Below are 26,610 nucleotides of genomic sequence, written 5' to 3'. Positions count from 1 at the left end.
AACAAAGAACTGTGCGCATAGTCAGTAGACCAAAAGGCACTGATTTCTCCCTCCAGAATCGTAACGCAAACAGACCTGCTGGTGCAGGTCTCTGATACGCCCATTCGGTTTAATCGTTATTTCATCGTTGCGTCATATCCCTATGCCCGGCACCTGAACAAAGGAAAAAGGGCATCCCGCCGCTGCTTTGATCACAGTGGCAGGATGCCCCTCTAGCTACTCCCCATGAACCCAAAATTCGATGATGCTGTTCCAGGTATTGAGCTCATTCCCTTGTCCGACATAACGAATGTATTTCGCCTGAACCGGCGTAAAGGCAAAGGTTTCGAATGCTGCCTGTTTCTTGCTGGAAACGCTGCTGAGCACCTTCTGGTAGTTGACTCCGTCGGTTGAAACTTCAAGATCAAAAGCATTCGTTCGCGTATGCCCGTTGTAGAACAGGATGCTGACTTGATCCACCAGCGTCGGCCGCTCCAGCTCCAGCTGCAAATATTGCCCTTTGCCATCCGCGGACCACCTGGAATCCGGATCGCGGTCCAGCGTGTGAATCGGCAGGTTGCCGTCGTCAGCGCTTGCAGTAACCTTGGATACAGCGGCCAAAGGCCCGTCCGGCTCCGCCATCGGTTCTTTGACTTCGAATCTTTCGCGTGCTTCAACGGTCACTCCCTGAAACACGCACCTTGCAATGATGTCGACAATGCCTGCTTTCGTTGCATGGAATGTATTCCCTTCCGTATATCCGATTGTCTCGTCGCTTGATGTATACGTTACAGGAATGTTCAAATCCGAGATTTGGACCACTTCACCGTTATCTAACGTTAGATAGGATGCCAGTTCCCCGCTCCGACCGGCACTGATTGCATTTCCGGCGACTCTCCACCCTGGAACGGTTTTATTCGGTGTAATCGAGATATTCTCCGGCAAGACCGGCGTCGCCGCTACATTAAAATTCACCTTTACTTTCCGGGTATGCCCGCGATACGTTATGATAATCTCGCCTGTGCCGTCAGCTCCGCGCGGCTGCCTAATGCTGATTTTAGCATCCTTGGAAAAAGGCGTTGCAGCGATGACCGGAGGCTCCGATGTTCCATATGGCAGCGTATGGGCATACTCCGTTCTTAAAAACTGCATGCCTGCTATAGGCTCGCCATCAATCAGCAGGGATTGCAAGCCCAGGTTGATCTGATCCATTCGGTTCTTTGTCTGGTCTTGATATAAGCTCTGTGGTGACAGTCGCGTTCCTTCACCGATTCCCTCCGCCATATCAAACGGCTGGGTATTCGCATCCGGAATGGAGCCGACAATATGGACGTTCACGCCGGTGACGCTGCCTTTCGTTCCGATCACGTAGCCGTTGCCGAATTGTTCCGATTCCACGATGACTCCGGGTTTGCTGCGATGTGCTGCCTGTCCGGTTGTATTCCAGAATACACTCTCCGTGGTAACGACACCGTGGCGGTTCGTCTCCGATGAACCGTAGTCTCGCGTAATCGCCGATATCGCATCGCCGTTAACGACCAGATTATCAATGAGATTCGCCATGCTGAGATACATGTGGAAATCGGTCAGCAGCGAAGGATTTTCGGAGTACGCACCCTGCAGCACATTCCCGTTCGCGGAGAAGTTGGCATACGTGAAGCTGTGTCTGGCTCCAACCGCTTTGCTGTTTTTGATGAGATTATCATTGCCGATGAATTGATATAAATAACCGTTCCCGTTCGCTCCCCGGTATTGCGGGTACTGCATCGTCACATTATCGACGGTGACATTTTTGGTTCGGTCCAGTATGATCCCTTTGGACAGAATATGATAGTCTTCATTGCCAGACGGCTTATAGGTGTTAACATTCCGGATCCAGCTGTTGGCCGCAGCCACGACATTAATTGCTTTGGCATTATCGCTTTCATATCCGGCCGTTCCGATGACCTTGAAATCATCCTCGCCAAGCCCCGGCTTGGAATTCTGAACGTTGGCCAACGAGAAATCCTCCAAACCGATTTCAGCGATCGGATCTTCCGTCTGGCTAATGGTGATATTGTCTCGAAGTTTCATCGGATACCGGGTTGGAATATCCAAGGTAAGCGTCTTGTTCTCAGGATCCACGGCAACGATTTGCCTGTAGAATAACGGCTCTACCTTACCAAGACGGGAAGACCATTTGTTCTGCATGCCGAGTTCGCTCAAGAAGCCCGGGGTCGTTTCGAATGTGATCACCACGTAATCGTTCACCGCGAACCCGCTGGTATCCTCAACGGGCAAGAGCGCGGTTGGATCGGTAAGGGATTTCCGAAGCTTCGTGGAAATCCCGGTTTTCTTCCAATCTCCGCTGCTGACCCGGATGATATCCTTATTCTTCATGTTTTCCTGCGCATTATAGATATGGGTCTTGTTCATGCCGTCGCCTTTCAGGACAACATGGCTTGCCGATATGTTCAAGGAATAATCCCTGCCGGGCTGTGGAGCGACTTGATAGGTGCCTTTTGGAAGATACACTACGCCTCCACCAAGTGCTGATGCGTCATCGATCGCTTTTTGAATAGCCGCCGTCGCATCGCTGCCGCCGGACGAATCCGCATGATACGGCGCTTTTGTCACATCGATCCGCTTATTCTTTTTCGTTCTCGGAATCTCTTCTTCCCCGCGCCGATAACCGGCATAGGAGAAATCGTGCAAAAATCTTCCCTGCTCATCACGATATCCCGGATACCAGTTCTTAGGATAGAGTCGGCTTCTGCCATCCTTGTTCAATGACATACCCTCACTTGCGCTCCCTTGCGATGGTTGTTGATCCTTCACCGATGCCTGAACCTCATTCGTTGCCGGTACGGATATTCCAACAGCTAAAGTCAGCGCCAACACTAGGAAGGGCCATTTTCTTTTCATTGCCTCATTCTCCTCCTTGATTACGATTTATTCGGATGTGAACGGTTACAACAAGCTGTGTTTTGCACCTCCCATCGCTGCTCGGCAAGATTCACGGCAAAGCCATGTCGGCATTTCACCTTGATTGTAGGGCATGAACGAATGGAGTCCTATGATCAAAAACTACATTTCGATGCCCATTTCCTCCACTGACGGACTTTACCTGACAGAAACGGCCTGATTATAGCGATCTAAAGCCTGCTGCTGGATCTGTAGGGCGCGATCGATTTGGAGCGACTTCATCTGCTCCACGTACATATCAAAGGACTCGACCGGTTCGGTGCCAAAAATAATCTTAAGCGACATCTCATCGACAACCTTGTTCACTTCCTGCATGATGACCGACATCTCCGTGTTTTCCTTCTCCGTTTTGGGCAGCGTTGGCAAGCTATGCAGCGCCGCATCCGTGCTGGACCATAATCGAACCGCCTCCTTCTGCTCCGGCAAATTATAGTACTGTTCCATGTACCGCGTATCTTGCACAAACGGGCCGAAGTAGCTGGCTCTGGTATACATTGCGAGAGCTTGGGCAGGTGCCAGCTTGTCAGGATTCTTCAGGATGGTGTCGGTATACGTGGGATAGCCGTCCTTCATCACATAACTGACTCCCTCGATGCCGAAATTAAACAGCAAATGACCCTCCGGCCCATAACCATAATCCAGCATGCGAGCCGCCTCCTCGACGTGCTGGCTGTTGCTGGAGATTGCGACTCCGCCGCTGGAGCCTATGGCTGGGGCGAGCTGGCCGAATTTCGGTCGGTCACCTTTATTCAGGACAGGATAAGGCGCCGCAACGAGCTCCGCCGATGGATCGTTTCCTTGCAGAATAGGCAGCCAGGTGCCGATGCCTGCGCCTGCATTCCAAATGCTTGCACCGCTGCGGCCGATGATCATGCTCATATCCTGCGTTTCGGAATCGACCGCAGCCCAATTTTTATCGATGAGGCCTTCGGCATACCAATCGCGGAACAACGTTAAAAATTCCTTGTATTCCGGCTCTTGGGCTCCGAATTTAATCTTGCCGTCCTCCTGGTAAAACCCCTTCTTAATGCCATAAGCTCCAATAAAGCCGCCGCCTTCGATGCCGAACAGCGGATTCGGTACGCCCAGGAAGGTCAGCGGTGCTTCAGCACCCTTCCGTTCCTTGAAAGCGGTCAAGACATTATGCCATTCGTCGATCGTCGTTGGCACTTCCAGTCCAAGCTCGTCCAGCCAATCCTTACGGATGATCGGACCTTGGTAGGTACGCAGCTTGTCGTCTCCTTGAATGAACGGAAAAGCGTAATAACTCCCGTTGGCCGTCCGGATCTGCATGTCGATATCCGGATGCTCGTTCAGGTACTGCTTCAGATGGGGCGCGTATTGATCGATAATGTCGTTCAGCCGCAAAATATAGCCGTCATTGATCGCTTTCTCCGGTCCGCCCGGATAGTTGATCCATTCGTATTCGATCATGTCCGGCAGCTCTCCGGAGGTAAGCAGGACATTGATCGCTTCCTTTGCTTGGTTGGTCGGCGGCTGGATGAATTGAAGCTTGACCCCTGTTCTGTGCTGCCACTCCTGAAAGAAAGGCACTTCGTAGAAGCTGGACTTGACGCTTGCGGCATTGCCGTTCAGCTCAGCCCAGTACGTTAAAGTCAGCTGTTCGTCCGAAGCAGGAGTGTGGGGCCCTTGCTGTTTAGAAGGAGACGATCGGTCACTGGTCTTAACGGCCGAATCGGTCCCAGGGTGTTCGCAAGCTGTCAACAGGCAGGTGAGCGCAATGAAGACAACCATCAACGCCATCCGCGTGCATTCGCTCTGCAGCTTCATACGCATGCCTACTCCCTTCATCAATAGATTTCTTTGTATTTGCCGGGCGTAATGCCCTCGTATTTCTTGAATACCCGAATAAAAGTCGCCGCATCGTTATAACCGACCAATCGGGATATTTCGTTGATCGATTCCTGCTTGTGCCGGATCATTTCTTTGGCTTGTTGGATTCGATATTTATGAATGCAGTCGAGCAGGCCTTCGCCTGTTTGATTCTTAAAGAGCTTGGACAAATAACTGCCCTTCAGTTCAAAATGCTCGCCGATCGCATTGACGTTCAAATTCGCATCATGATAATTGTGCTCAATGTATGACGTAACCTGCGCGACGAGATGGCGGATGGCGTCCTCCCGCTCTTGGGATACGTTGTTTACGCGCTTCTCGGCGGCGTAAGCGCAAACTTCCTCAAGCAGAGTCTGCAAGGCTGTCTGCATCTCCTGAATGGTATCACATGCTATGATGTCGTCCATTCGCTGCGAATAGTTGGCCAATGTGCTGTTCTCGCTGTCGCCCAGCTCATTCATGGCCTTGATCATCGTGCCGACGAGATTAAATATTAGACATCTTGCCAACGTGAGCGACATCATCGGCTTATCGAAATTTCGCTGCGTGATCTCTTGCATGTAGGCGCTGGCCTGACCGATGTCACCGGCCTTAATGAAGTTAATTAACTGCTGCTCCACCTGAAGCGGATAATCGTACCCGAACGAATCTTCTTCCAATGCATCGCTTCGGACTTCTTCATAGGTAATGATGCCTTTCTTGCCGAGCACCATTTTATATTCCATCGCGTCGACGGCTTCTTGATAGGCCTCTGCAATACCGATCCACGACGAATGTATTCCGCTGATGGAGACCGTCAACTCCATGTCATACCGGTCCAGAAAGCGCTGGGCTTCCGCCGCAATGGTATGCAAATCGTGATGCTTGTCGGAAGAATCCGCTTTCAAATTCACGAGGCAAACCATCATATCGTCTACTTCGGCTACGTACCCCGCATGGCCCTGCTGAAGGGATAACTCCTCCACAACGTTGGAGATGATGAGGTGGATCAATTTGTTTCTTTCATTAATATCAATGCCCGGCAGCTTCGCATACAGATTCTCCTCGTTTTCGATCACGAACAGAATGACGGCGAATTCACTGGAATAAAGCGGCATTTGGAAGGAGCGGAAGGCTTCTTCGTAAGGAACCAGCGTGTCCTGCTTTCCTTTTAACAGCCGGTTGATCATATTGGACCGAAGCACATGCTGATGCTTCTGCAGCTGCTGGGCAATTTCGTTCTTCTCCGATCTCGTGTTCATGATGACCTTCTGAATAAACCGAAGCTCGTTGCGTTCAGCGGGCAAGCTCTGCGTGCCTTTGTCCTTCAACGATTCCACGAGCTGCTGGATCGGCGAGTAATTCCGACGCATGAAGAACCAGGTCAGCACGCCGGCGCCGATCAGGCTTACCAATATGCTGATATAGGTGAAATTCCGGACATAGACGGCTTTTTCCCAATACAATCCGCTGGGGATGATTAAGGCATACTTCAAATCCGACACCGAGGAGTCCATGTAGAACAGCTCCGATTCGCCGGCCCTCGATTGATCCAGCATAACCCGGCTTCCGTCCATGAAGGGCTTCAGCTCCTCCGATCCTGGTCGATTGCTCATTAGAATCTCGTTGTGCTGATTCAGGATCATCAGCGTCCCGCCGCTAAAACCCGATATGCTCTCGATCGCTTCCTGAAACCTGCCGGTATCCGCCATAACCACGACCGTACCGGTCTCCTGTCCATTCAGATCGTTCGGCAGTTGAGTAACGTAAGCGATGGATGATTCGGCCGGAGCCGCATTCAGATGCGGCAGAAGCATGAATTGATTCGTACCCGCGCCTAGGATCCGTTCCCTCCATGCGTCATAAGCTAGCGCTCCCGTATTATGTATCGTATGGAATGCCGTTTTCATATCCCGGATATTGCCGGAACGTAGAACGGAGTTGTCTTTTTTCCACACCACATAGAATTCGTCGATGGATGCGTAAGACGTTTTATATAAGCGGAACTCCTTGACCAATTGGTAAGCGGTATAGGGCGCTTCCTTAGCCGGTTGATTGGAATACATCAGCGTTTGGAGTGTCGGGCTCCACGTCATCTCCATGTTGAGCCGCTTCATGAGATCGATCTGCGTATCGATGGTGTAGCGCATCTGCTTCAGCAAGGAATCGTTTGCCCGGTGAATTTCGCTCTTCAGCGTATCGTTTGCCTGCGCGTAAATGACCAGGCTGATCAGAATCGGCACAAACAGAACGGCACTGTACGATACGAGCCAGGTCACGATAATGCTCTCCCGTTTCTGCCATAAATATTGAATGTTCAGCAATAGCTCATCACCCATATCCTCGTAAATTGTCTATGTGTAGATCAGGAGTTTATTATACGGCAAGAGCTTGCATTGGCATATAGATAAAAAGTTCAATTCGATTGACAAAAAGACGATCCGATAATTCGATGCGCCCACAGCCACAGCACAAATAGCCCGGATAGACAGCTTTCGTCTATCGGGCTTCCTATGCTCAGCAGCAGGAATCATTCCATCCCGGCACCATTTCATTATTAGAAAATACGATGCTGCCAGCCGTTTATTTTCGCTATGGCCTCCACGTAAAAATAGTCTCCGTAAATGAGGGACACGTTCACGTTTTGCCCTGCCGGTTTGTGGCCGGTGCCTTCGAGTAGAATGCCTTCATGCTCTGGTTCGTTCCAGGTTCCGTAATGTTCGTGCAGCGACGATAAGATGCGTCTTGCGGCCGCGCTATACCCCCCGCCTTCCGGTTCATGCAGCGCGTCGGCAAGTTCCAGCAGCCCCGAGGCGGCGATTGAACCAGCCGAACTGTCCCGAGGAATGTCCTCTGCTCCTTCTCGCTCTGCCCGAAAATCCCAAGAAGGCACATGATGGTCGGGCAGGCTGGCAATGAAGAAGTTGGCTACGCGCTGCGCGGCTCCCAGATATGCCGGGTTTCCCGTATATCTATACGTATTCGTTAAACCGTATAGGGCCCATGCCGCCCCCCGACTCCAAGCGGAATCCGGCGCTGCTCCCTGTCCGCCCATAGCTTCTGCCCGTTCACCGGTCACCGGGTCAAACCGGATGATATGATGGACGGATCCGTCTTCCCTTATGAACTGTTTCATCACCATGTCTGCATGGGCTCTTGCGATATGGGCGAATCGGGGATCGCCGCTTTCCTCCGATGCCCAGAACAGCAAGGACAGGTTCATCATGGTATCGATGATCGACCAGCCGTGCTTATCACCATTCCACGCCCGAATGAAGCTGCCTTGGGCATTGAACCGGCCCGCTAGAAAATTGGCTGCGAACAAAGCGCGCCGGGCTGCATCCGCATCTCCCGTCAGCTTGTATTTGATTGCTGCGGTCGGCAGGAATTGAAAGCCTACATCATGGTCGAAATAGTGATTCTCAAGGAATCGCTCCGACAGTCGTTCATCCCAATCCCAAGCTGCATTCTTGTATCTCTCATCACCGGTCATATCATAGACGATCCATAGAATTCCCGGCCAAAAGCCCGATGTCCACCAATCGAGCCTCATGTCGTCATACCTACCGTCCGCGCCGGCAACGTGCGGAGATTTGTCCCCGATTGCCTCCAGCATCCGATCCGTTTTGCTCTTGATTTGGTTCCAAACCTCTTGCTTGTTCTCAATCATGCTGTTCATTAAAGCCAGACCTCCTTACCCTTTATGCGATTGCTATGATTCATGGGATTAACCTTTCAACGATCCAACCATGACGCCTTTAACGAAATAACGCTGCAAGAATGGATAAATGCACAGGATCGGTATCGTAGCCACCATAATGGTTGCATACTTAATGGTTTCTCCAATCTGGAACCGATCCCCCGCCGATGCGCCGGCCGACATGCTCTCCGTGGAATTGGCAATCAGGATTTCGCGCAGCACCAATTGCAGCGGAAACAACTCGCGGCTCTTGATAAACACCGACGCGTAGAACCAGCCATTCCACTTATCTACCGCATAATACAGAATCATTACAGCAATGACAGGCATGGATAACGGAATAATGATCCGGAACAGAATCGTGAAGTGATTGGCTCCGTCAATCTTGGCCGACTCCTCCAAGCTGTCCGGGATGCCCATAAAGGACGTTCGCATGATGATCAGATTGAACGTGCTGATGGCGAATGGCAGAATCGTTGACCACAAGGAATCCAGCAGGCCGACTCCTTTTACGATTAAATACAACGGAATCAGCCCGCCGCCGAAAAACATCGTGAATACGATAAAGAACATGAACACTTTGTTCCACATCACGTTTTTGCGGGACAGCACATATGCTCCCAGCGCCGTCATGAAGAGGTTGACGATCACGCCGAACACCACAATGAATAACGTGTTCCGAAAGCCGATGCCGATACCGGGATTCGCAAGGACGCTCTTGTAGGCATCCAGACTGAAGCCGACCGGCTTCCATAACAAACCCTTGTTGGCCAACAGCTGCGACGAATCGCTGAATGACGCAAACAATACGTAGAGCAGCGGATACAACGTGGCAATGACGAGCAGTACCAGAAATGTATAATTAATGACATTAAATATCCGGTCAAACCAACCGCTTTCCTTCTTCAAAAATACCACCTCACCATAAGCTGTTTTGACTCACCCTGCGGCTGATGTAATTCGCCGAAATCAGGAGCACCAGATTGATAACGGAGTTGAACAAACCGACCGCGGAGCTGTAACTCCAACCGAATTCCAGCAATCCCTTCCGGTACACGAAGGAAGAGATGACATCGGCCGTTTCGTACGTGACCGGATTATAGAGGAGAATGATTTTCTCAAACCCGACGTTCAGCATATTGCCCATGCGCAGAATGAACATGATGGTAATGACGGGCAACAGCCCCGGAAGCGTAATGTAAAACATCTGCTTGATACGGCTCGCTCCATCCATGCGAGCGGCTTCATACTGCTCCAAGTCGATGCTCATCAACGCGGCGATATAGATGATGGATTCCCAACCGATTCGCTGCCATATTTCGGACAGGACGTAGATGGGCCTGAACAGCTCCGGCTTTTGCAGCATGGCTTGACCGTCATATCCCAGCAACATGAACAGTCGGTTGATTAATCCGTCGGCGTTCGTGAAGTCCGTAATAATGCCGCAGATTACGACCAGTGATATGAAATAAGGCATATAGGTTATCGTCTGGACGACCCGTTTGAACTTCTTCTTGCGCACTTCATTGATCAACAGCGCCAGAATGATCGGTGCCGGAAATTCAAAGATCAGCGTATACAAGCTGATGAGAATGGTGTTCTTTAAAACGCGTAGGAAATAATAGCTGTTGAAGAATTCCTCAAAGTGCTTGAGTCCGACCCAATCGCTTTCCAGAATGCCCTTCATCGGAGAATAGTCTTTGAAGGCAATGATCGCGCCGTACATCGGACCGTAATGGAAAATAAGGTAATAGCCGATGACGGGAATCATCATGATGTACAAATACTTGTTCATCACGAAGTCCCGGATGAACCGGCTCTTGAAGGACAGACGATCGTTCATGATGTAGGGTTTCACCTCGTTTCAAATGGGGAGGGCAGGAGCGCCCTCCCCTTGTATTGTTTACCGGTTGTTGTAACGCTCCAGCGCTGCGGCCTGAATCTCGATGGCACGATCGAGATTCAGCGACTTCATTTTGGCCACATAGCCTTCGAATTCATCCACCGATTCGTTCCCCAGAATGATCTTGATGGTCATCTCATCCACAAGCGTGTTGATGTCGTTCATAATCGTTGCGTATTCAGAACTCTCTTCCGGCGTTGGTGTAATCGGAGGCAGGCTGTATTTGGCTGCATCCGTATTCTTCCACACTTCAATCGCGTCCCGCTGGGTTTGCAAGGCAAAGAACTGCTCCGCGTAACGCTTGTCCTGGACGAACGGTCCGTTATAGCTGCTGCGGGCATACAGCGATATCGCCTGCGCCGGAGCCAGTTTATCCGGGTTCTTCATTAACAGATCCGTGAATTTCGGATAGTCGCCTTCCAGATTGTAGCTGACGCCCTCCTCACCGAAGTTGAAGAACATATGCCCTTCCTCACTGTAGCCGTAATCCAGCATGCGAACGGCAAGCTCCGGATCCTCCGCCGCAGTCGTGATGGCGACCGTCCCCTCCGAGGCATAGCCTTGGTTGCGTTGGCCGAATTTCGGCACGTCGCCCTTATTCAGCACCGGGTACGGGGCTGCTACTAGGACCGCATCCGGATCGTTTGCCTCTACCAGCGGCTGCCACTTCCCGATACCTCCCCCGGCGTTCCCGACGGTAGCCCCGGTAGCGCCGGACGCCATGTTTCCATCAACGGCTTTGGTATCAGCTGTTGCGATGTTTTTATCAATGAGTCCTTCCTTGTACCAATCCTGGAACAGTTTCAAATACTCTTTGAACCCGGCCTCCGAAGGGCCGAATTTGATCTGCCCGTCTTCCTGGTAGAAACCGCGATTCACGCCGAACGCTCCAATAAAAGCGCCATTCCCGGAATCGTTGAAAAATCTTGGCTTGCTCACTACCGAGAACGGAGCGGCTGCCCCTTTCTTCTCTTTGAACGCCCGTAAGGTTGTCGTCCACTCATCTATCGTTTCCGGAACCGGAAGTCCCAGCTCGTCAAGCCAATCCTTACGGATGATCGGTCCCTGGAAGACGCGAAGGTACTCATCCCCGCGGATGAACGGGAATACATAGTAGCTGCCGCTGTCGGTTTTGACCATTTTGTCGATATCCGGATTCTCCTCCAGGTACTTTTTCAAGTTGGGCGCATATTGGTCGATCAAATCGTTCAGCTTGAGGATGTAACCGTCATTAATTGCTTTTTCCGGCCCCCCCGGAAAGTCTCCTATGAAGTTGTACTCAATCATGTCCGGCAAATCCCCGGAAGCGAGCATGACGTTCAGGGATTCCCGGACCTGACCCGTAGGCGGAGCTGTGAATTCCAGCGGAACCCCGGTTTTCTCCTGCCATTTTTGAAAAAACGGAATTTCGCTGTGCGAATTTTTGACTCCGATCAGATTGCCGTTAATCTCGCCCCAATACGTAAGCTTCTTATCTGTTTGGATCGGATAAGTCGTTGCTCCCGCTTCGGTTGTACTGCTGGGGTCCGTACCTCCCTCCCCCGTATTCGTTTCGCCCGTTTTGCCTCCTCCTGACGAACAAGCCATGAGTATCGTGCCTAATAACAAGATGATCAAACTCGTGGACAGTGCTTTTCTTCTCATTGACCTAACCCTCCAACGTTTCGAATGTTTGTGTCTATCCCAGATTAATGGAGGGTCCGCCGGGGCGATATTCGCAAAACATACAACGGCATGTTGATTTCATCTTAAGCAAATGACGATTTATACAATTCGATTGGCATATTGCAAAAAGTCTTGAGCTAAAAAACTCAATGATTCATTAACAGGAGACATGAAGGAACTGGAGACTGGCGTCATTTCAACCGTAAATTGGTTATCCTTTTCGCCATCCCTTATACTGGATATGAAACTATCATTTTCGAGAGGAGACCATACCGATGAATGTGAACGAATCTCTGAAAAATGCGTTGTTTACCCAAGAATTTACCCATAACCCTTATCCTGTGTACGAGAAATTGAGGCAAAGCGATCCCATACTGAATCTGCAATTTCCGGATGGACGTTTCGGATGGCTGATCAGCAGTTACGCTGAAGCCGTTGAAGCACTGAAGGATGGCCGGTTCAGCAAAGACATCGCGAAAGCAATGGGTGGGGAACAGGCCAGCGTGTTCAGCACCAACATGCTGTTCTCCGATCCGCCGGATCACAAACGGCTTCGAGGATTGGTCCAGAAAGGCTTCACGCCGCAGAGGATCTCGGATATGCGAAGCCATATTCAAGAGATCGCGGACGGCCTGCTGGATGCTGTCTCCTCCAAAGACACCATGAATCTCATTGACGAGTACGCGTTCAAACTTCCCATTATTGTAATAAGTGAAATCCTTGGCGTTCCTACCGAGGATCAGGACAAGTTCCGGGTATGGTCCAATTCCATCATCGGCGCTTCCAACCAGGAAATGAACGAGCAAGTAAGTCAGCATATGAACGAGTTTATCGCTTATTTGAAGGACTGGTTTGCCAAGGTTCGCAAAAATCCCGGCGATGATATGATTAGTCAATTGGTCATTGCCGAGAATCAAGGTGAGCGCTTATCGGAACAAGAGCTGTATGGCGTCGTTACCTTAATGATTATTGCCATCCATGAAACAACGGTGAACCTCATCGGAAATGGCGTGCTTGCGCTACTGGAGCATCCGGAGCAGCGCCGGCTTCTGCAGGCGCAGCCCGAACTCATTCATGGCGCTATTGAAGAAATGCTGCGCTACAACGGCCCCGTTGAATTCAGCACCTCCCGCTGGGCGGCGGAGGATATGGATTTTCATGGCGTTCACATGAAGAAAGGCGACTTGGTTGTCATTGCTTTGAATTCCGCAAATCGGGATGCCTCCCAATTTGCCGACCCGGATATCTTTGATATCACCCGGGAGAAGAGTCAGCATTTAGCCTTTGGCAAAGGGATTCATCTCTGTCTGGGAGCCCCCCTCGCCAGACTGGAGGGTGAAATCGCAATCAACACGCTGCTCCGCCGCTACCCCCATTTTGAGCTTCAACGGGACATCGATGAGCTTGAATGGAGACCAGGTATGATTGTCCGCGGTGTAAAGGAGATTCCGATATCGCTTCATGGCTAATGCTCAACATGATGAATTTTGCTGCTACCATGAAAAAGGCGAATCCCGTTAGGGATTCGCCTTTTGACTATGTTATTTATTAAGACAAACAAAGTGTATTGAATAGGGCCTTTTAGAACATAAGTCTACCGGACAGCTTCGTCAAAGGTGCGTTCAATGAGGTCCGCTTCAGCTGAAACCGCGAATAAAAGGAATCTGTCCTTGGCTTTTAATACATGGTTTTTTACCAATTTATATTCATCCGGACGATAGTCCCTGAATTTTGCCTCCTGTTCTTTGATTCTTTCGTTTAGTTTGGCTATGGCAGCGTCCGCATCCGCCGCATCGCTGAATTGCATGACTGTCCATTCCTCTGCTTTCACATTCGACGAGGACGTATACAGTACAAAATCTTCAACTTGTTCGGCAGGGATACGGTATAACTTCTGGAGTTTTGCCAGATCCCCTTCCTTCATATGATCGAACGCTATTGTTTCCTGAATGCGCCGACCGACTTCGGTCGCAGACCAATTCCCGGTTCTGTCATTCATGTTTGAGCATCCGGTAAATATGCCGGCCATGGATAACATGATGCAGCAGCAGATGATGAACCATGGCATACGGCCTAGTTTAAGCAATTCAACCATATTTCTCACCTTCTCTATTTTCTTATTCTGCCAGTTTCTTAACGAACGGATCTTCAAAAAAAGTTACAGCATTATACAGCAGCAGCATGTCCTGAATTCGGTGCCGTTTCACCAATGATGTCAGCTCTTCATCATAATATCTAAGGTCTACGACATAGATTTCGCCATAGTGAGGTGTTAGAAACGGAATCATGCTGTTGGCATAGGAATCTTTGACCACAAGCAGCTTCTTGTTTACCTGATGCTCGGTCGTTATTTTGATTAAAGAATGATTTCCGCCGAGAAAAAGCGCGTATTTGTCTTTCTTATTGAGATGACTCAGCTCATAAAAAGATTCTGCGGTTGTATGTTCATCAACATACTCGATGCGGTACTTCTCCTCTTTCTTCAGTTCATAAATTTCGATCGAGTCCGGACTGGAATGTCTATAGCCGCTCTTCGAATACAGAGAACCGTAGAAATCCTCCGTCACCGTTCGCACGTTGAAATCCGCTTTTTGTTTTGGCGTCCATCCCATCGCTTGGCTTAACTCCTGGTAGGCATAAAATGCACCTTTAGTTGTCCAATGATGATCGGTTCGATAATAAATGTATTCTTCCTGTTTAGCGAAGAGTGCCGGATACACATCAATCATCGTGATTGCAGGTGAAATCCTTGTGCTTAATTGGTCTATATGCGCTAACTCATCGTCATTATCGACAAAGTCCGGCAATTGATTGGAAAGCACGCTCACAGCGGTGGGTATAAGCATGGCATATTTACGAAGTTGAGGCGTATCCTCTGCAAACGCAAGAAGGGCAGCCGCCTTCTCTTCAAGCTCTTCGTTCGTTGGGGGATTAAATTTTTGGATCAGGTAGCCCTGTTTACCCAAATAGATCCCGTTGCTCTCCTTCTTGCCAATCCCCCGTTCAATCCCGGACTTCCATTCAATCCATCTATCCCGCAGAACAAATTGGTCAGAAACATATCGCTCATATTGAGATGTGAAATGGCCTGTCATCATATGCTGGAACGTTAAGGTTGGCCGCTGCTCCAGCACCCGATTCTCCGACTCCGAGAAAGATCTTACCGGTGACCACATTTGCAGAGCCAGGATTGCTCCCAGAAATAACATAAAGGCGATAGCCATTATGCCGTAATAGAATGGGTCATGCTTACTCAGAAAGATCACCTCCCTTCAAAACCGGAAGTACAGGAAGGGGTTATAGGTTTCATTGACTAAGAAGGCGGTCGACATGAAGAACATCACAATATAAAGGCCGCATACAACGATGGCCCCTCCCATCCCCGACTTTTGCCTGAATAATAATAAAGCCTTCTTGGGATACGGTGTTGCGCACAGGGACAAAACAAGCAACATTACAACATTCGTAGACAGATCATACAGGGTGTCGGCATTGTAGAACCCTTGTCCTCCAAAACCGAACATCACGCCCCAATATGCAGCCGCTGCTGATATTTGCTCAAACTCAAACAGTACCCATCCGATAATCACGGCGAAAAGTGTATATATATGACCAATGAAGCTTGGCAGCCTGCTGAGCCATCCGAGAACGAACCATTTCTCCATCCAGATCAAGAAGCCGAAATATAACCCCCACAAGATGAAGTTCCAGCTCGCTCCATGCCAAAAGCCGGTTAAAAACCAGACAAACAGTAAGTTTCGAGTCTGATTCCGTATACCAGCCCGATTACCGCCAAGCGGAATATAAACATATTCCCGGAACCAGGTGCCCAGGGAAATATGCCACCTCCGCCAAAATTCCGTAATGCTCACAGACATGTAGGGATAATTGAAGTTTTTCAGAAAATCGAAGCCTAGCATTTTACCAAGTCCGCGCGCCATATCGGAATATCCGCTAAAATCGAAATATATTTGGAAGGTGAATGCGATAATGCCGAGCCAGGCGGAAGCGATCGTCAACTCTCCTGCAGGCACAGCCTTCACGCTGGTCCAAAGTAGTCCGATATTATTGGCAAGCAGCACCTTTTTGGCCAGCCCTCTAAGGAAGAGCTCCGCCCCTTCGCCGAAGCGGGCCAGTGTTACCGTACGACAGGCTAGTTGCTTGGCAATATCACCATATTTAACGATAGGACCCGCTACAAGCTGAGGAAACATCGTGACGTAAGCACCGAAGGATATAAGGTTTTTCTGCACAGGTACTTTGTCACGATAGATATCGATCACATAAGACATCGTTTGAAACGTGTAGAAAGAGATTCCTATCGGAAGCGGAAGCTCTGAAGCCTCGAGCTGGAAACCAAACAGCAGGTTCAGGTTGTCGACCAGGAATCCAATATATTTAAAGAAACCAAGAACGCCTAGGTTTACGAAAATAGAGCCGATAAAAATCGTGCGGGCTAATCCTTTTCGTCCCCTGAAGTGATGAATGAGCAGCCCATTCGCATAATCGAAGACGGTGGAAAAGACCATGATCCCGATATACAATGGCTCACCCCAGGCGTAAAACACCAAGCTCGCAAGAAGCAGGACGGCATTACGAATTCGGCGTGGAGCCATATAATAGAGGACAAGGGTAACCGGCAGAAAGACGAACAGGAAGGTTAGACTGCTAAAGACCAAATCCCCTCACCTCCCGGACAACCAGCAATACATGCCGCCATTAAGTTAACTGATCCTTGAGAAAATCCAGCAAAAGCGTATAGAATTGAGCTTTAAAATGGATCCCGTCCGTATCGTGCAGTCCCTGCGTGTTATTGAATATCGGAGACAGATCGACGAATCCTACCTGTTCGCTAAGAGCAAGCTCTTGCAGTTCTTGATTGTAATCCCCAATTTGTTTATAACGAGGCTCCTTCTTCTCCGCCTCCGGCGTAACCGGGGTTACGGACAGCAGGGTAATCGAGGCATTAGGAAGTTCATCCTTGATGCTGCGGATTAATTTCGCATAATGGGACAACGAATAGGGTATGGGCTCATCCGTCGGCCATAGAATGTCATCCGACCCCAATTGAATAAACACCCGCTTCGGATTTCTGCTTGCGATGTCTTTGACATCCTTCATGGCCATCGAGATTTCGGCTGTTTTCCCGGCACCCGCTATGACATTGGCTTCATCCAATACATCATGAAACGAGAGTCCTTCCGTTATAGAATCTCCAAGAAATACACTGTCTTGGAAGATGGATTGATAGGATTCCTCCTCCATCACTTGTTTTTGATTGCCGCAAGCCATCAACGTTAGGCTGATTATTCCCGTAACTAGAATGGCCATCATCATCTTTCGCATTGCAATACTCCTCTCAGGTTGTGTAAATCTTCTACACGTCAGAGTTTAATGCGGCTCGATAAAGATTAAATGCAGATTATATTGATATCGTTTAAAAATGGGTGCGCGACATCGACTTCATGATGGACGGTCACAGGTATGGCATGAACATCAAAAAACACAGAACCGAAGTTCTGCGCCCTTTACGTGAACATTATGTTTTAAATGCATTTCATGTGAAAAACACGCCATCGCGGCATCAACCTGTAGTTAATTAAAAAGGGTTAAAATAACGATACCCAGCTTCCTCGAATGTTTCCTCAAGGGCATCCCTCAAATTTATATCCCGAACGAACGACGGTTACGATATGAACAGCGCTGGAACCTAATTTCGTGCGCAGATTTCGAATATGACTATTAATCGTCCGTTCATCCCCGATATAATCATAACCCCAGATTCTAGTTATCAATTGCTCTCTCGTAATAATAACGCCTGTATTCTTCATTAAATACGCAAGTATCTCAAATTCCGTATAGGTTAAATGAATGTTTACCCCTTGTGCCGTAACCGTACGGGAAGGAAAATCCACCTTGATTCCGCCGCTTGTCAGCGTATTTCCTTGATTTCCTTGATTTTGCTTACGCTCCAATAGCCGTTTTACCCTTGCCAACAATATGGGAGGGCTGTATGGCTTGGTTACATAATCATCCGCTCCTAACTCAAAACCGAGTAATGTATCGTCTTCATCGACACGGGCGGTCAGCATAATGATCGGGACGTTCGATATTTTGCGAATACGCTGACAGACGGACCAGCCGTCCAGTTCAGGCAGCATGATATCGAGAATAATCAAATTTACTTCATGCTCTTCAAATAATGTCATTGCTCTTTTCCCGTCAACAGCTTCCAGAACTTCAAACCCTTCATGAAGCAAATAGTCTTTCATGACTTCTCTTAGAATGTGTTCATCTTCAACGATAAGAATTGTTTTCTGCACCGTTCGATCTCCCGTTCATAAAATAGATGATTCTGATCTTAATAGAATACCATGAGCAGATGCAGATAAGATGCAGATATCTCATGAGTAATCTCTAAGAACACCCTATATGGTTACATATTAATTATTATGTAAACTAAATCTCATAATTGACATTTCTCCTTTAGTTCAAATGCAGGAGTGAATAATAGTTAATTCCACCCTTTTTATCCAAACGGCATCACTGTATTCTAATTAAAAGCCATTTTCAAGGAGGACTTATGTAATGAGACGTATTGGTATCATCGGCTGCGGTACCGCCGGAATCCAGCTTGCCTATTCTCTGAAAAATGATTTTGATGTCACGTTGCATCATTATGAAGAGCCGCAGAACATCCTTGATGGGAGAATTCGATCCACACAGGTTCATTTTCATCCCACACTGGAACGCGAACGGCGTTTTAGCATGCCTGACGAGGATAACGCGCCTCACATCCGCACGATTCACTTTCAGTTAGGTCAACAAAAACTGTTCACGGGCAATCTTTCCGGAATCGCAGCATCCATGGACCAGCGCTTACGCTTCGCCGAATCGATGAATGATTTAGCTGCTCAGGGCGTGAAGTTAATTCACGGGCGTTTGAAGCCGGAAGATCTTCTGGACCTGATTCCATCCTACAATCTCATCATCGACGCAACGGGAAAGACCGGGCCGCTGGCACCATTTCCTGTAGAAACGGGACTCACTCCTTACCAAGCGCCTCAACGGAAATGCATTGTTGGTTATTTTACCGGAGTACGACCCGTGGAGCCTGAGGGTATTTCCATTACGGTTCTTCCGGGGAACGGTGAAATGTTCGAGATTCCCGCTATGACCGATTCAGGGCGTGCCACCATCTTATTCATTGAAGCTGTGCCTGAAGGTATGTTGGATGTTTTTAAAGGGATTAAGAACACTTCCGAATTTGTAGCACGTATGGCGAATGTAATTGAAGAGCACTTTCATCCTATATATGAACGAATCGAATTGGATCAATTTGCACTCATCGATGAGAACGCCTTTCTACAAACCGCGATTACGCCTGTCATTCACAGGCCATATGCAATAATGGACGGAACGCTGATACTTGGGTGCGGTGATAGCGTCTTTCTCAGTGACCCGATAACAGGCCAAGGCTGTAATACCGCTTCTTATGCCGCTGAACAGTTATATGAAACCCTCATAACACATAAGGAATCGACTTGGGATGAAGCTGTTGGTATAGACTACTGGAACCGTACCAAGCAATATATTACTGCTGTTACGGAATGGACCAACGCGATGACGGAGCCGCTTCCTGAGCCTATCGCTGGACTGCTGATGCAAGCTGCCTCCGATCAAATGACGGCGGACGGAATTGCCGCCTGGTTCGAAAATCCCATCAAAGCTTATGAAGCATTTCATAAACATCCAATAAACCAACCGTTTCCCCGTTAATCGGGGAAACGGTTGGTACTGTTCATGGGACACAGCCGTGTCAAGCAGCCGAACTGACGTTCATTGTGGATGACAGCCTATCTGCATCCTCCTTTTTAACTTTACCCCGCCTCAGAAACACCGTAACGTTCATGGAATCGCCGCAATCGAGGAGGTTCCCACCCGTTTGCACTTCCGGCAAATTTCATGAAGAATTGGCATAAGTACCCATCTAATCGAGGTGACATCGATAAGAACATACCGCTCTACCTCTTCTGGTTATTGATATGGTAAAAATGGGTAAACTTAGATAGTAGCACCCTTTTAAACCGATACACCTCGAATTTTTATAAACTGGAAGAGGATGAACCGAATGAAATCAACAACAGCCAAAGGAAACCAATTACAGCGCATAAGATACTCCGCGCGTAATGTATGGGCCGGAATCTTATTCGGATTAGGTCTGGTCGGCTTTATCGATGAGGTTGTGTTCCACCAGCTGCTGCACTGGCATCATTTCTACGATAAGTCTACAACCGAGATTGGACTTGTATCTGATGGATTATTTCATGCGTTCAGCTGGTTTGCTACCATCGGGTCCTCATTCATGCTTGCCGATCTGCATCGCCGGAATGCATTCTGGCTTAAACGGTGGATTGGAGGCATTCTGTTTGGAGGCGGCGCCTTCCAGCTGTATGACGGCATCATTCAGCATAAATGGATGCGGCTGCACCAGATTCGGTATAACGTCGATATCCGTCCCTACGATTGGGTCTGGAACCTGATTGCAGCGGCCATGATCATAGTTGGTATGATACTCATCGTGCGAACTCAAAATCGTGACCGTTCCAGGGAGGCCTGATCCTATGATGAGTAACCATTCGCTTGATCATGGGGCTGGAATGTCCGTGGCCTCTGCTTCATGGACCTTCTGGGAATGGATCATGGGTGGCTTAATCTTTGCGTTTCTCATTCTTCTATATATCATTGCTGCTGCGGTCTCCAATCGCAACTACCGAATGTGGCCGATCCATCGTTATGTTTGCTGGGTTGCGGGTATGCTTTGCATGGTTTTGCCGCTGATCGGTCCGCTAGCGCGACTCGCCCCTGCGAACTTCACGATCCATATGCTCGGACATCTGCTGCTCGGTATGCTGGGACCGCTGCTGATTGCATTCTCCGCGCCGATGACGCTGCTGCTCAGGTCTACACCCGTTCCAATCGCCAGACAAATCACTCGTTTGCTGAAGAGCAAACCGGCCCAAATCATTGTTCATCCGGCGGTAGCGACCTTGTTGAATATCGGTGGATTATGGATCCTGTACACAACCGGCTTATTCATGGCCATGCATAATAACCTTTTGCTGCATATCGTCGTGCATGTTCATGTTTTTGCAGCCGGGTATTTATTTACAGTATCATTGATTTACGTGGATGTGGCTCCGCACCGTCGCAGCTTTCAGGCTCGTGCGATCATCCTGATGATCGCCATTGCCGGACATGGAATACTCTCCAAATACCTATATGCCCATCCACCCGATGGCGTATCTTCGGAACAGGCCCAGCTCGGCGGAATGCTGATGTATTACGGTGGCGACGCGGTTGATCTTATTCTAGTGTTTTGGTTGTGTATGCAATGGTATAGGTCAGCGAGCCCGCGACCTGCTGCATCCATCCAACCCTTGGATTAATCACCATTAACCGGATTGTGCTTGTTGTCACTCGTCTCCTCCGGCAGCATGTTGGAGATGCTCGGTACGTTACGTGGCTTATATTCAATGAGTTCAGAAGAGTATATCGCAACGGTCATTCTTCCCCCATTACCGAATGCCCGGATGAGGATAGGCTGATTATAGGCGTTCTCAAAAACAAAATCAGGTCCTCCCCAGCTCACCGTAGCATCGCGCCCGGGCAGCACATACGGGACGTTCCGGCTGTGAGAGTAGCGCTTTACAATCTGTAAGCCTGCACGGTCAATGGCATTATACAGTGTGGAGGAGACCTGACAAATCCCTCCTCCGACTCCCTCTGATAATTCGCCCCTGACGATAACGCCGGCACGCTTGTAACCTCTGTCCACTGTTCTCATGCCAACCACCTGATTAAACGAGAAGGTTTCTCCGGGGAATACAACTGCACTGTCTATCGCCTGAGCAGCTAACGCGATATTGTGGGAACGATTTTTGTTGTTGGAATTAAAATAGGTGACATAGTAACCTATCGGTTTAACCCGAATGGAGGCCAGAAGCTCGGTATCCACCTTCGGATAAATCGGATACCTCGGTGCTTCGACGGAAGCACCCCCAGTGCCGTACCAATATGAATAATATTGTTCCAGCAGCTTGCGTCGATCCAGTCTATGACCATTCTGCCCCGGAATGATTTGGCCACTGCTGCCAATCCGGGCGTTCCGGGCTTCCAGATAGGTTTTCCGATCAAGCGCATCCACCCATTGATCGTATTTATCCATATCCAGCAGCGGGAAAACATCAAGCGCATGTTCGCTTCGGTTCACGCTTGCCATGACTTTGCCTTCTTGCGTTATCATTAAATTGTTGTTTTCCGGTTCATCCCCTTGCATGAGCATAAACAATAGACCAAGGACTGACATCCATTTCAAGCTGGTTCACCTGCTTTATCTTTGTGTTTTTCTCTATTTTTCGCGTTTTTGTACATATCCAGTTTCGTTCACTCTCTGGTATTATGATTGCATTACAGGTAATTCATTCAGATTGTTTTATAAACAAAAGAACCCGCACCATGAATGTGCGGGTTCTCTATATGTCATGACTTTCATTTACAAGGAGACAGGAGTCTCTTTCCTATGACTAAAGGGCAAAACAAGGAACAGAAACGAGCTTACGGCCAGCAATTCTGCAATCCCGATGACCGTTCCCATGGGGGCCGCGGTTGTTCCGTCTCCCAGGCCCACGAGTGGACTTGCGGCTGCACCTAATAACAATGGCAGTAATCCAAGAAGTGCAGACGCACTGCCTGATGTGTGGGCTGCTTGCTTCTGCATCGCCAGGGATGTAGTCGTTGCACTGACCATGCCGACAGCAGAAACAATCAGGAACAACATGGGTGCAATCAGCAGCAATCCGCCGCCGAGCCATGTGATCGCGAACAGCGACGTGCCGCCAAAGGCCGCAATGACCAGACCCGTTGTCAACAATTTGGTTTCCCCTGTGCGGGAAGCTAATCTGCCCGTAATTTGAGAGAACAGGACAATACCGACCCCATTTACGGCAAAGAACAGGCTGTACATTTGAGGGGATACGCCAAAGATATCCTGCAATACAAATGGTGACCCTGAGATATAAGCAAACATCGCGGCTGATACGAACGCTTGGGAAAGCGCATAGCCGACAAATACGCGGTCCCGAACCAGCGTACCGAAGGTACGGAAGGTTTGCTTGATCCCGCCGTTGGCCCTTTTCTCCCGATTGAGCGTTTCCGGAAGACCAAACCATACAGCGAGCAGCATAAGCAATCCAATCAGGAAGAGGACGACAAAAACTCCGCGCCAAGAGACGAAATTAAGGATAAACGCTCCGAATACGGGAGCGATAATGGGTGCTAAACCATTGATCAGCATCAGCAAGGTAAAAAATTTGGTCAGCTCCGAACCGGTGTATAAATCCCGGACGACAGCCCTGGATATGACGATACCGGCTGCTCCGCTTGCTCCCTGTACAAGCCGAAGCACAACCAGAACCCATATCGTTGGGGCAAACGCACACAGCAAGGAGGTAATCGAATACATAATCAAGGATATGATGAGCGGTGCTTTTCTCCCCCGGATATCGCTGAGCGGGCCTGCCACAAGCTGTCCCAGAGCAAGACCAAGCAAAAACGCCGTCAGGCTTAATTGGGCCAACGATGCTGGCGACCCCAAACTCTCGGAGAGTTTAGGCAGTGCAGGTAAATACATATCAACGGAAAGCGGCCCGAAAGCCGAAAGAGATCCGAGAATCAAGGCAAACTGAAGCCTCTTCCTGCGAGTTAGAACCATGGCTGAACCGGCTTCATTCGTGGTCATCGACATACGTTTTGTTACTTCCTTTCCTGCAACACATTGATGCATAAGTATAAAATTTCAGCAAACCTTCTTAGGTTGCTAAATAACTATCCTATCATAGGATATATTACGATAGATTGCCATCCATTTTTTCTAAGCCAGTGGAATCCGCAAGGTAAATGTTGTGCCAATACCCAGCTCGCTTTGCACTGTTATTCTGCCGCCATGATCCTCTACAATTTTTTGACACAGGGATAACCCAAGGCCGGTCCCTTCTTCTTTGGTTGTATAGAACGGATCAAAAATCTTGGCCAAATTTTCATCGGCAATGCCTTTACCGGTATCCTCAACTTCGACGACAGCCATTCGTTCTTCCGCCCTGAGCGAGATTCGGACGGAGCCGGTGTGCTCCATCGCTTGAAAGGAATTACGAATCAGGTTGATTAGCACCTGGATGATCTTATCACGGTCCATGACGATCTGGATCGGTTCATCGCTTATGTCCAGCATAAATAAATGTCCATGCGAGGCTGCTTCGGATTCACACAATGAATAGACTCGAGTCATGCAGTCCGTAAGTGATTCTACCCTCATATTGCTGGCATGGGGCTTGGAGAAGTGCAAAAATTCTGCCGTCAGCTCCCCTACCCGCGTAATCTCCCCCATAATGACTTCATACCAGGGCTGAATGTTATAACTTTGATTTTTGGAGAGTTGAATAAACCCTTTAATGGAGGTAAGAGGATTCCGAATCTCATGGGCCATCCCGGCAGCCAATTCCCCCACCATTTTCATCTTTTCCGTTCGGATCATTTCCTCCTGGCTTCTCATCCAGGAATTGCGCCGCATTTGAAAGATCCGGTCCTCTGCCGTGCTGATCATCTCTTGATAATTTATAGCTTCATGCGGGTAACAAGTGATGCTATAGGTCACCTGTACACCGATATGTTCAAAATGGAACATGCTGCTGTCGATGTTGACGTGCTCGGGTAGCAGTATAGCAAAGCGGTCTCCCGCATAACGGGAAGCTGCCAGCATATCGTTCAGGAACAGTTTGCGCACGGCCCGTGAGAAACTGATCAGAATCTCATTGGCTGTTGAGATATCCTTGGCATTTAACGATTTGAAGTTGTTGATGTCCAGTAACACCAACTGAAAGGGCTTGTTCACCTCAATGAGATGCTGAACTTTATGCAAATATCCATCATAATTCAGAAGTCCCGTCAAGGGATCGTGATAGGTCAGGTAATCGTTTTGCTTATATAATTTCTTCTTCTCCGATTCGAGAAAGTTAACAAAATGAAAGGAAATGACGACGACAAAGGATGCTAAGCAATCAAACACGGAAACCAGAATATGGTATTTTGTAAAAGGTACATACGTCAGACGAATGATGGAATATTGAAGGACCATAAGAAGGCACAGCGGCATTGTTTCTATGAAACGCTCTTTTTTATGAATGAGATTGATGATTAGTATGTAATACAGCAAGATACACCAATTCAATTGGCTGACATAATGAAACGCCCCGAGAAAGAGAAATTGTATACTGCGAAGCCATTCGTACTTTCGATCGAAAAAAACGGATGCATACAGTAACGATGCCGTGACCAGCATCAAAGGGATTGACGTTTGATATCCAAGATAAACTGACGACACCATGATAAAAACCGATATCATTGGTACAAATAGGAGCTTGAGTACTGTAAACGACAAAGCGAATCACTCCTAAATCACTATTACTGGCGCAAAATGTAGAACGGAGGCAAGTTTCACCAAATATGGTACACCATATGCATGCTTCTGAACAGCAGGAAAACACGACTTTCAAAATAGCAAACGTGAATCTCTATCTGAAAATCTTGTGTATTCCTGCTAACCAGCTCGAATTCCAGCTACATTTCTTCGTACCGAATCGATATGAACTGATGAGTTGTCGGATGAAACGAAACGGTTACGTATACACCGAATTCACGAGCCCCTTTCTTCAGCCATAGCTTAAATTTCTCCTCCGCCATTTCACTGGATATCGTGGTTCTTCCCATATAGAGGTAGTCGACGACATCCATATTGTATTTACGCTTCGTTTCCGTCACCGCGAGAGTTCCCCATGTGGCGGAAGCAGGGTCTTTACTGTTCACGGCATGGATCAGGGACTCTGCAATTTCCGTCAATTCCTGCTGCCTGATTTTTGATGAAGTGCGATTTGCAGCAGTTAGAAGGTATTGCCAGTTTCCCTTTTCGAGTACGAACAGCTGAAGCGTATTGATCGGTCCCTTGTAGAACTTTGCGGTTGTATGATCTGCCAGCTCCGATTCTTGAAAGGATAGATGGTTCAGCTGCTGTTTATTTTCCAGGGGATATAACTCGATTTTGTAGTCATGTTCAGGTTTATATCGGTTTTGGTAATGAACCTCCAAATGCTCGTCCAATCCGCCCTTCATGTCATAACAGCGGCCATACTGATGCGTGAAAGCTACGGGCGGCAACTGCGGCGGTAAGAAGATGGCTGTACCGAAATGTTTCTCACAGGTCCTCACAGCCTCCTCCACAAGCTCACCGCGAGATTCAAAGATAGCCTGCTGAAACTGATTTTTCGAAGACTCTTTTATTCCTTGATCATCGCCAGGACTTATCCCAAGCGATAAAACAACGGCTAATAAGATGCTGCCCAGCATAGTAAACCTCCTCTTTACACCTCTAGATAAATCTGGCGCTTGTCTCTCATGCCTAAGATTCCCGCTTATGTTCATCCTAATTCGACATGGGATTCGTTGGATAAATTGA

20 protein-coding genes are annotated in these 26,610 nt (G+C 48.6%); 4 read left to right on the top strand and 16 right to left on the bottom strand.

Features of this window, described 5'->3' with window-relative positions:
• Positions 1 to 216: 216 nt before the first annotated feature.
• From OHJ21_RS07385 to OHJ21_RS07355, 7 genes are all read right to left on the bottom strand, one after another.
• Positions 217 to 2,883 (bottom strand): discoidin domain-containing protein, encoded by a 2,667-nt coding sequence (locus OHJ21_RS07385; RefSeq protein WP_486019690.1) that lies wholly within the window; start codon positions 2,881 to 2,883, stop codon positions 217 to 219.
• Between the two features lie 198 nt (positions 2,884 to 3,081).
• Positions 3,082 to 4,734 (bottom strand): extracellular solute-binding protein, encoded by a 1,653-nt coding sequence (locus OHJ21_RS07380; RefSeq protein ID WP_486019689.1) that lies wholly within the window; start codon positions 4,732 to 4,734, stop codon positions 3,082 to 3,084.
• 20 nt (positions 4,735 to 4,754) lie between these two features.
• On the bottom strand, positions 4,755 to 7,100 hold the full coding sequence (locus tag OHJ21_RS07375) for a helix-turn-helix domain-containing protein (protein ID WP_486019687.1): 2,346 nt from the start codon (positions 7,098 to 7,100) through the stop codon (positions 4,755 to 4,757).
• Between the two features lie 233 nt (positions 7,101 to 7,333).
• Positions 7,334 to 8,455 (bottom strand): glycoside hydrolase family 88 protein, encoded by a 1,122-nt coding sequence (locus OHJ21_RS07370; RefSeq protein ID WP_486019686.1) that lies wholly within the window; start codon positions 8,453 to 8,455, stop codon positions 7,334 to 7,336.
• A 48-nt stretch (positions 8,456 to 8,503) separates the two neighbouring features.
• Entirely contained in the window at positions 8,504 to 9,385 is an 882-nt protein-coding gene (locus tag OHJ21_RS07365) for a carbohydrate ABC transporter permease (RefSeq protein WP_326114944.1), read from the bottom strand.
• 10 nt (positions 9,386 to 9,395) lie between these two features.
• Complete coding sequence (locus tag OHJ21_RS07360; RefSeq protein WP_326114946.1) at positions 9,396 to 10,319, bottom strand: ABC transporter permease; 924 nt, start codon at positions 10,317 to 10,319, stop codon at positions 9,396 to 9,398.
• A 60-nt stretch (positions 10,320 to 10,379) separates the two neighbouring features.
• Entirely contained in the window at positions 10,380 to 12,023 is a 1,644-nt protein-coding gene (locus tag OHJ21_RS07355; protein ID WP_394055981.1) for an extracellular solute-binding protein, read from the bottom strand.
• 296 nt (positions 12,024 to 12,319) lie between these two features.
• Between OHJ21_RS07355 and OHJ21_RS07350 the strand changes: the two genes are divergently transcribed.
• Entirely contained in the window at positions 12,320 to 13,513 is a 1,194-nt protein-coding gene (locus OHJ21_RS07350; protein ID WP_486019685.1) for a cytochrome P450 family protein, read from the top strand.
• Positions 13,514 to 13,638: 125 nt separating this feature from the next.
• On the opposite strand, the gene OHJ21_RS07345 is transcribed toward OHJ21_RS07350, so the two are convergent.
• The 5 genes from OHJ21_RS07345 to OHJ21_RS07325 all read right to left on the bottom strand — a co-directional run bounded on the left by OHJ21_RS07345 (position 13,639) and on the right by OHJ21_RS07325 (position 18,367).
• Positions 13,639 to 14,043, bottom strand: coding sequence for a DUF4358 domain-containing protein (locus OHJ21_RS07345; protein WP_486019684.1), 405 nt, complete (start codon positions 14,041 to 14,043; stop codon positions 13,639 to 13,641).
• A gap of 118 nt (positions 14,044 to 14,161) precedes the next feature.
• Positions 14,162 to 15,253, bottom strand: a complete 1,092-nt coding sequence (locus tag OHJ21_RS07340) for a DHHW family protein (protein WP_486019683.1) — start codon at positions 15,251 to 15,253, stop codon at positions 14,162 to 14,164.
• Positions 15,254 to 15,316: 63 nt separating this feature from the next.
• Positions 15,317 to 16,723, bottom strand: coding sequence for an MBOAT family O-acyltransferase (locus OHJ21_RS07335; RefSeq protein ID WP_486019682.1), 1,407 nt, complete (start codon positions 16,721 to 16,723; stop codon positions 15,317 to 15,319).
• Positions 16,724 to 16,763: 40 nt separating this feature from the next.
• On the bottom strand, positions 16,764 to 17,390 hold the full coding sequence (locus OHJ21_RS07330; protein WP_207797456.1) for a GDSL-type esterase/lipase family protein: 627 nt from the start codon (positions 17,388 to 17,390) through the stop codon (positions 16,764 to 16,766).
• Positions 17,391 to 17,689: 299 nt separating this feature from the next.
• Entirely contained in the window at positions 17,690 to 18,367 is a 678-nt protein-coding gene (locus OHJ21_RS07325; RefSeq protein ID WP_326114953.1) for a response regulator transcription factor, read from the bottom strand.
• A gap of 265 nt (positions 18,368 to 18,632) precedes the next feature.
• Here OHJ21_RS07325 and OHJ21_RS07320 point away from each other — a divergent pair, with 265 nt between their 5' ends.
• The 3 genes from OHJ21_RS07320 (at position 18,633) to OHJ21_RS07310 (ending at position 21,493) form a co-directional block, all read left to right on the top strand.
• Positions 18,633 to 19,823 carry a styrene monooxygenase/indole monooxygenase family protein gene (locus tag OHJ21_RS07320; protein ID WP_486019681.1) on the top strand — a complete coding sequence of 397 codons (1,191 nt, stop codon included), beginning with the start codon at positions 18,633 to 18,635 and terminating at the stop codon, positions 19,821 to 19,823.
• A gap of 352 nt (positions 19,824 to 20,175) precedes the next feature.
• Positions 20,176 to 20,664, top strand: coding sequence for a DUF2243 domain-containing protein (locus OHJ21_RS07315; RefSeq protein ID WP_486019680.1), 489 nt, complete (start codon positions 20,176 to 20,178; stop codon positions 20,662 to 20,664).
• Positions 20,665 to 20,671: 7 nt separating this feature from the next.
• Positions 20,672 to 21,493, top strand: coding sequence for a cytochrome c oxidase assembly protein (locus tag OHJ21_RS07310; protein ID WP_486021006.1), 822 nt, complete (start codon positions 20,672 to 20,674; stop codon positions 21,491 to 21,493).
• On the opposite strand, the gene OHJ21_RS07305 is transcribed toward OHJ21_RS07310, so the two are convergent.
• The 4 genes from OHJ21_RS07305 to OHJ21_RS07290 form a co-directional block, all read right to left on the bottom strand.
• Positions 21,490 to 22,422: a VanW family protein gene (locus tag OHJ21_RS07305; RefSeq protein WP_326114958.1), complete on the bottom strand. Its 933-nt coding sequence runs from the start codon at positions 22,420 to 22,422 to the stop codon at positions 21,490 to 21,492. The genes OHJ21_RS07310 and OHJ21_RS07305 overlap by 4 nt on opposite strands.
• Before the next feature lie 177 nt (positions 22,423 to 22,599).
• Entirely contained in the window at positions 22,600 to 23,850 is a 1,251-nt protein-coding gene (locus tag OHJ21_RS07300) for a multidrug effflux MFS transporter (RefSeq protein WP_100537032.1), read from the bottom strand.
• A gap of 126 nt (positions 23,851 to 23,976) precedes the next feature.
• Positions 23,977 to 25,539 (bottom strand): ATP-binding protein, encoded by a 1,563-nt coding sequence (locus OHJ21_RS07295; protein WP_486019679.1) that lies wholly within the window; start codon positions 25,537 to 25,539, stop codon positions 23,977 to 23,979.
• A gap of 179 nt (positions 25,540 to 25,718) precedes the next feature.
• Positions 25,719 to 26,501 carry a DUF3889 domain-containing protein gene (locus tag OHJ21_RS07290; RefSeq protein WP_486019678.1) on the bottom strand — a complete coding sequence of 261 codons (783 nt, stop codon included), beginning with the start codon at positions 26,499 to 26,501 and terminating at the stop codon, positions 25,719 to 25,721.
• Between the last annotated feature and the right edge of the window lie 109 nt (positions 26,502 to 26,610).

The organism is Virgibacillus sp. LDC1, from assembly GCF_025792345.1.
GTDB lineage: Bacteria > Bacillota > Bacilli > Paenibacillales > Paenibacillaceae > Paenibacillus_AQ > Paenibacillus_AQ lautus.
This window is presented reverse-complemented; position numbering and strand designations above follow the sequence as displayed.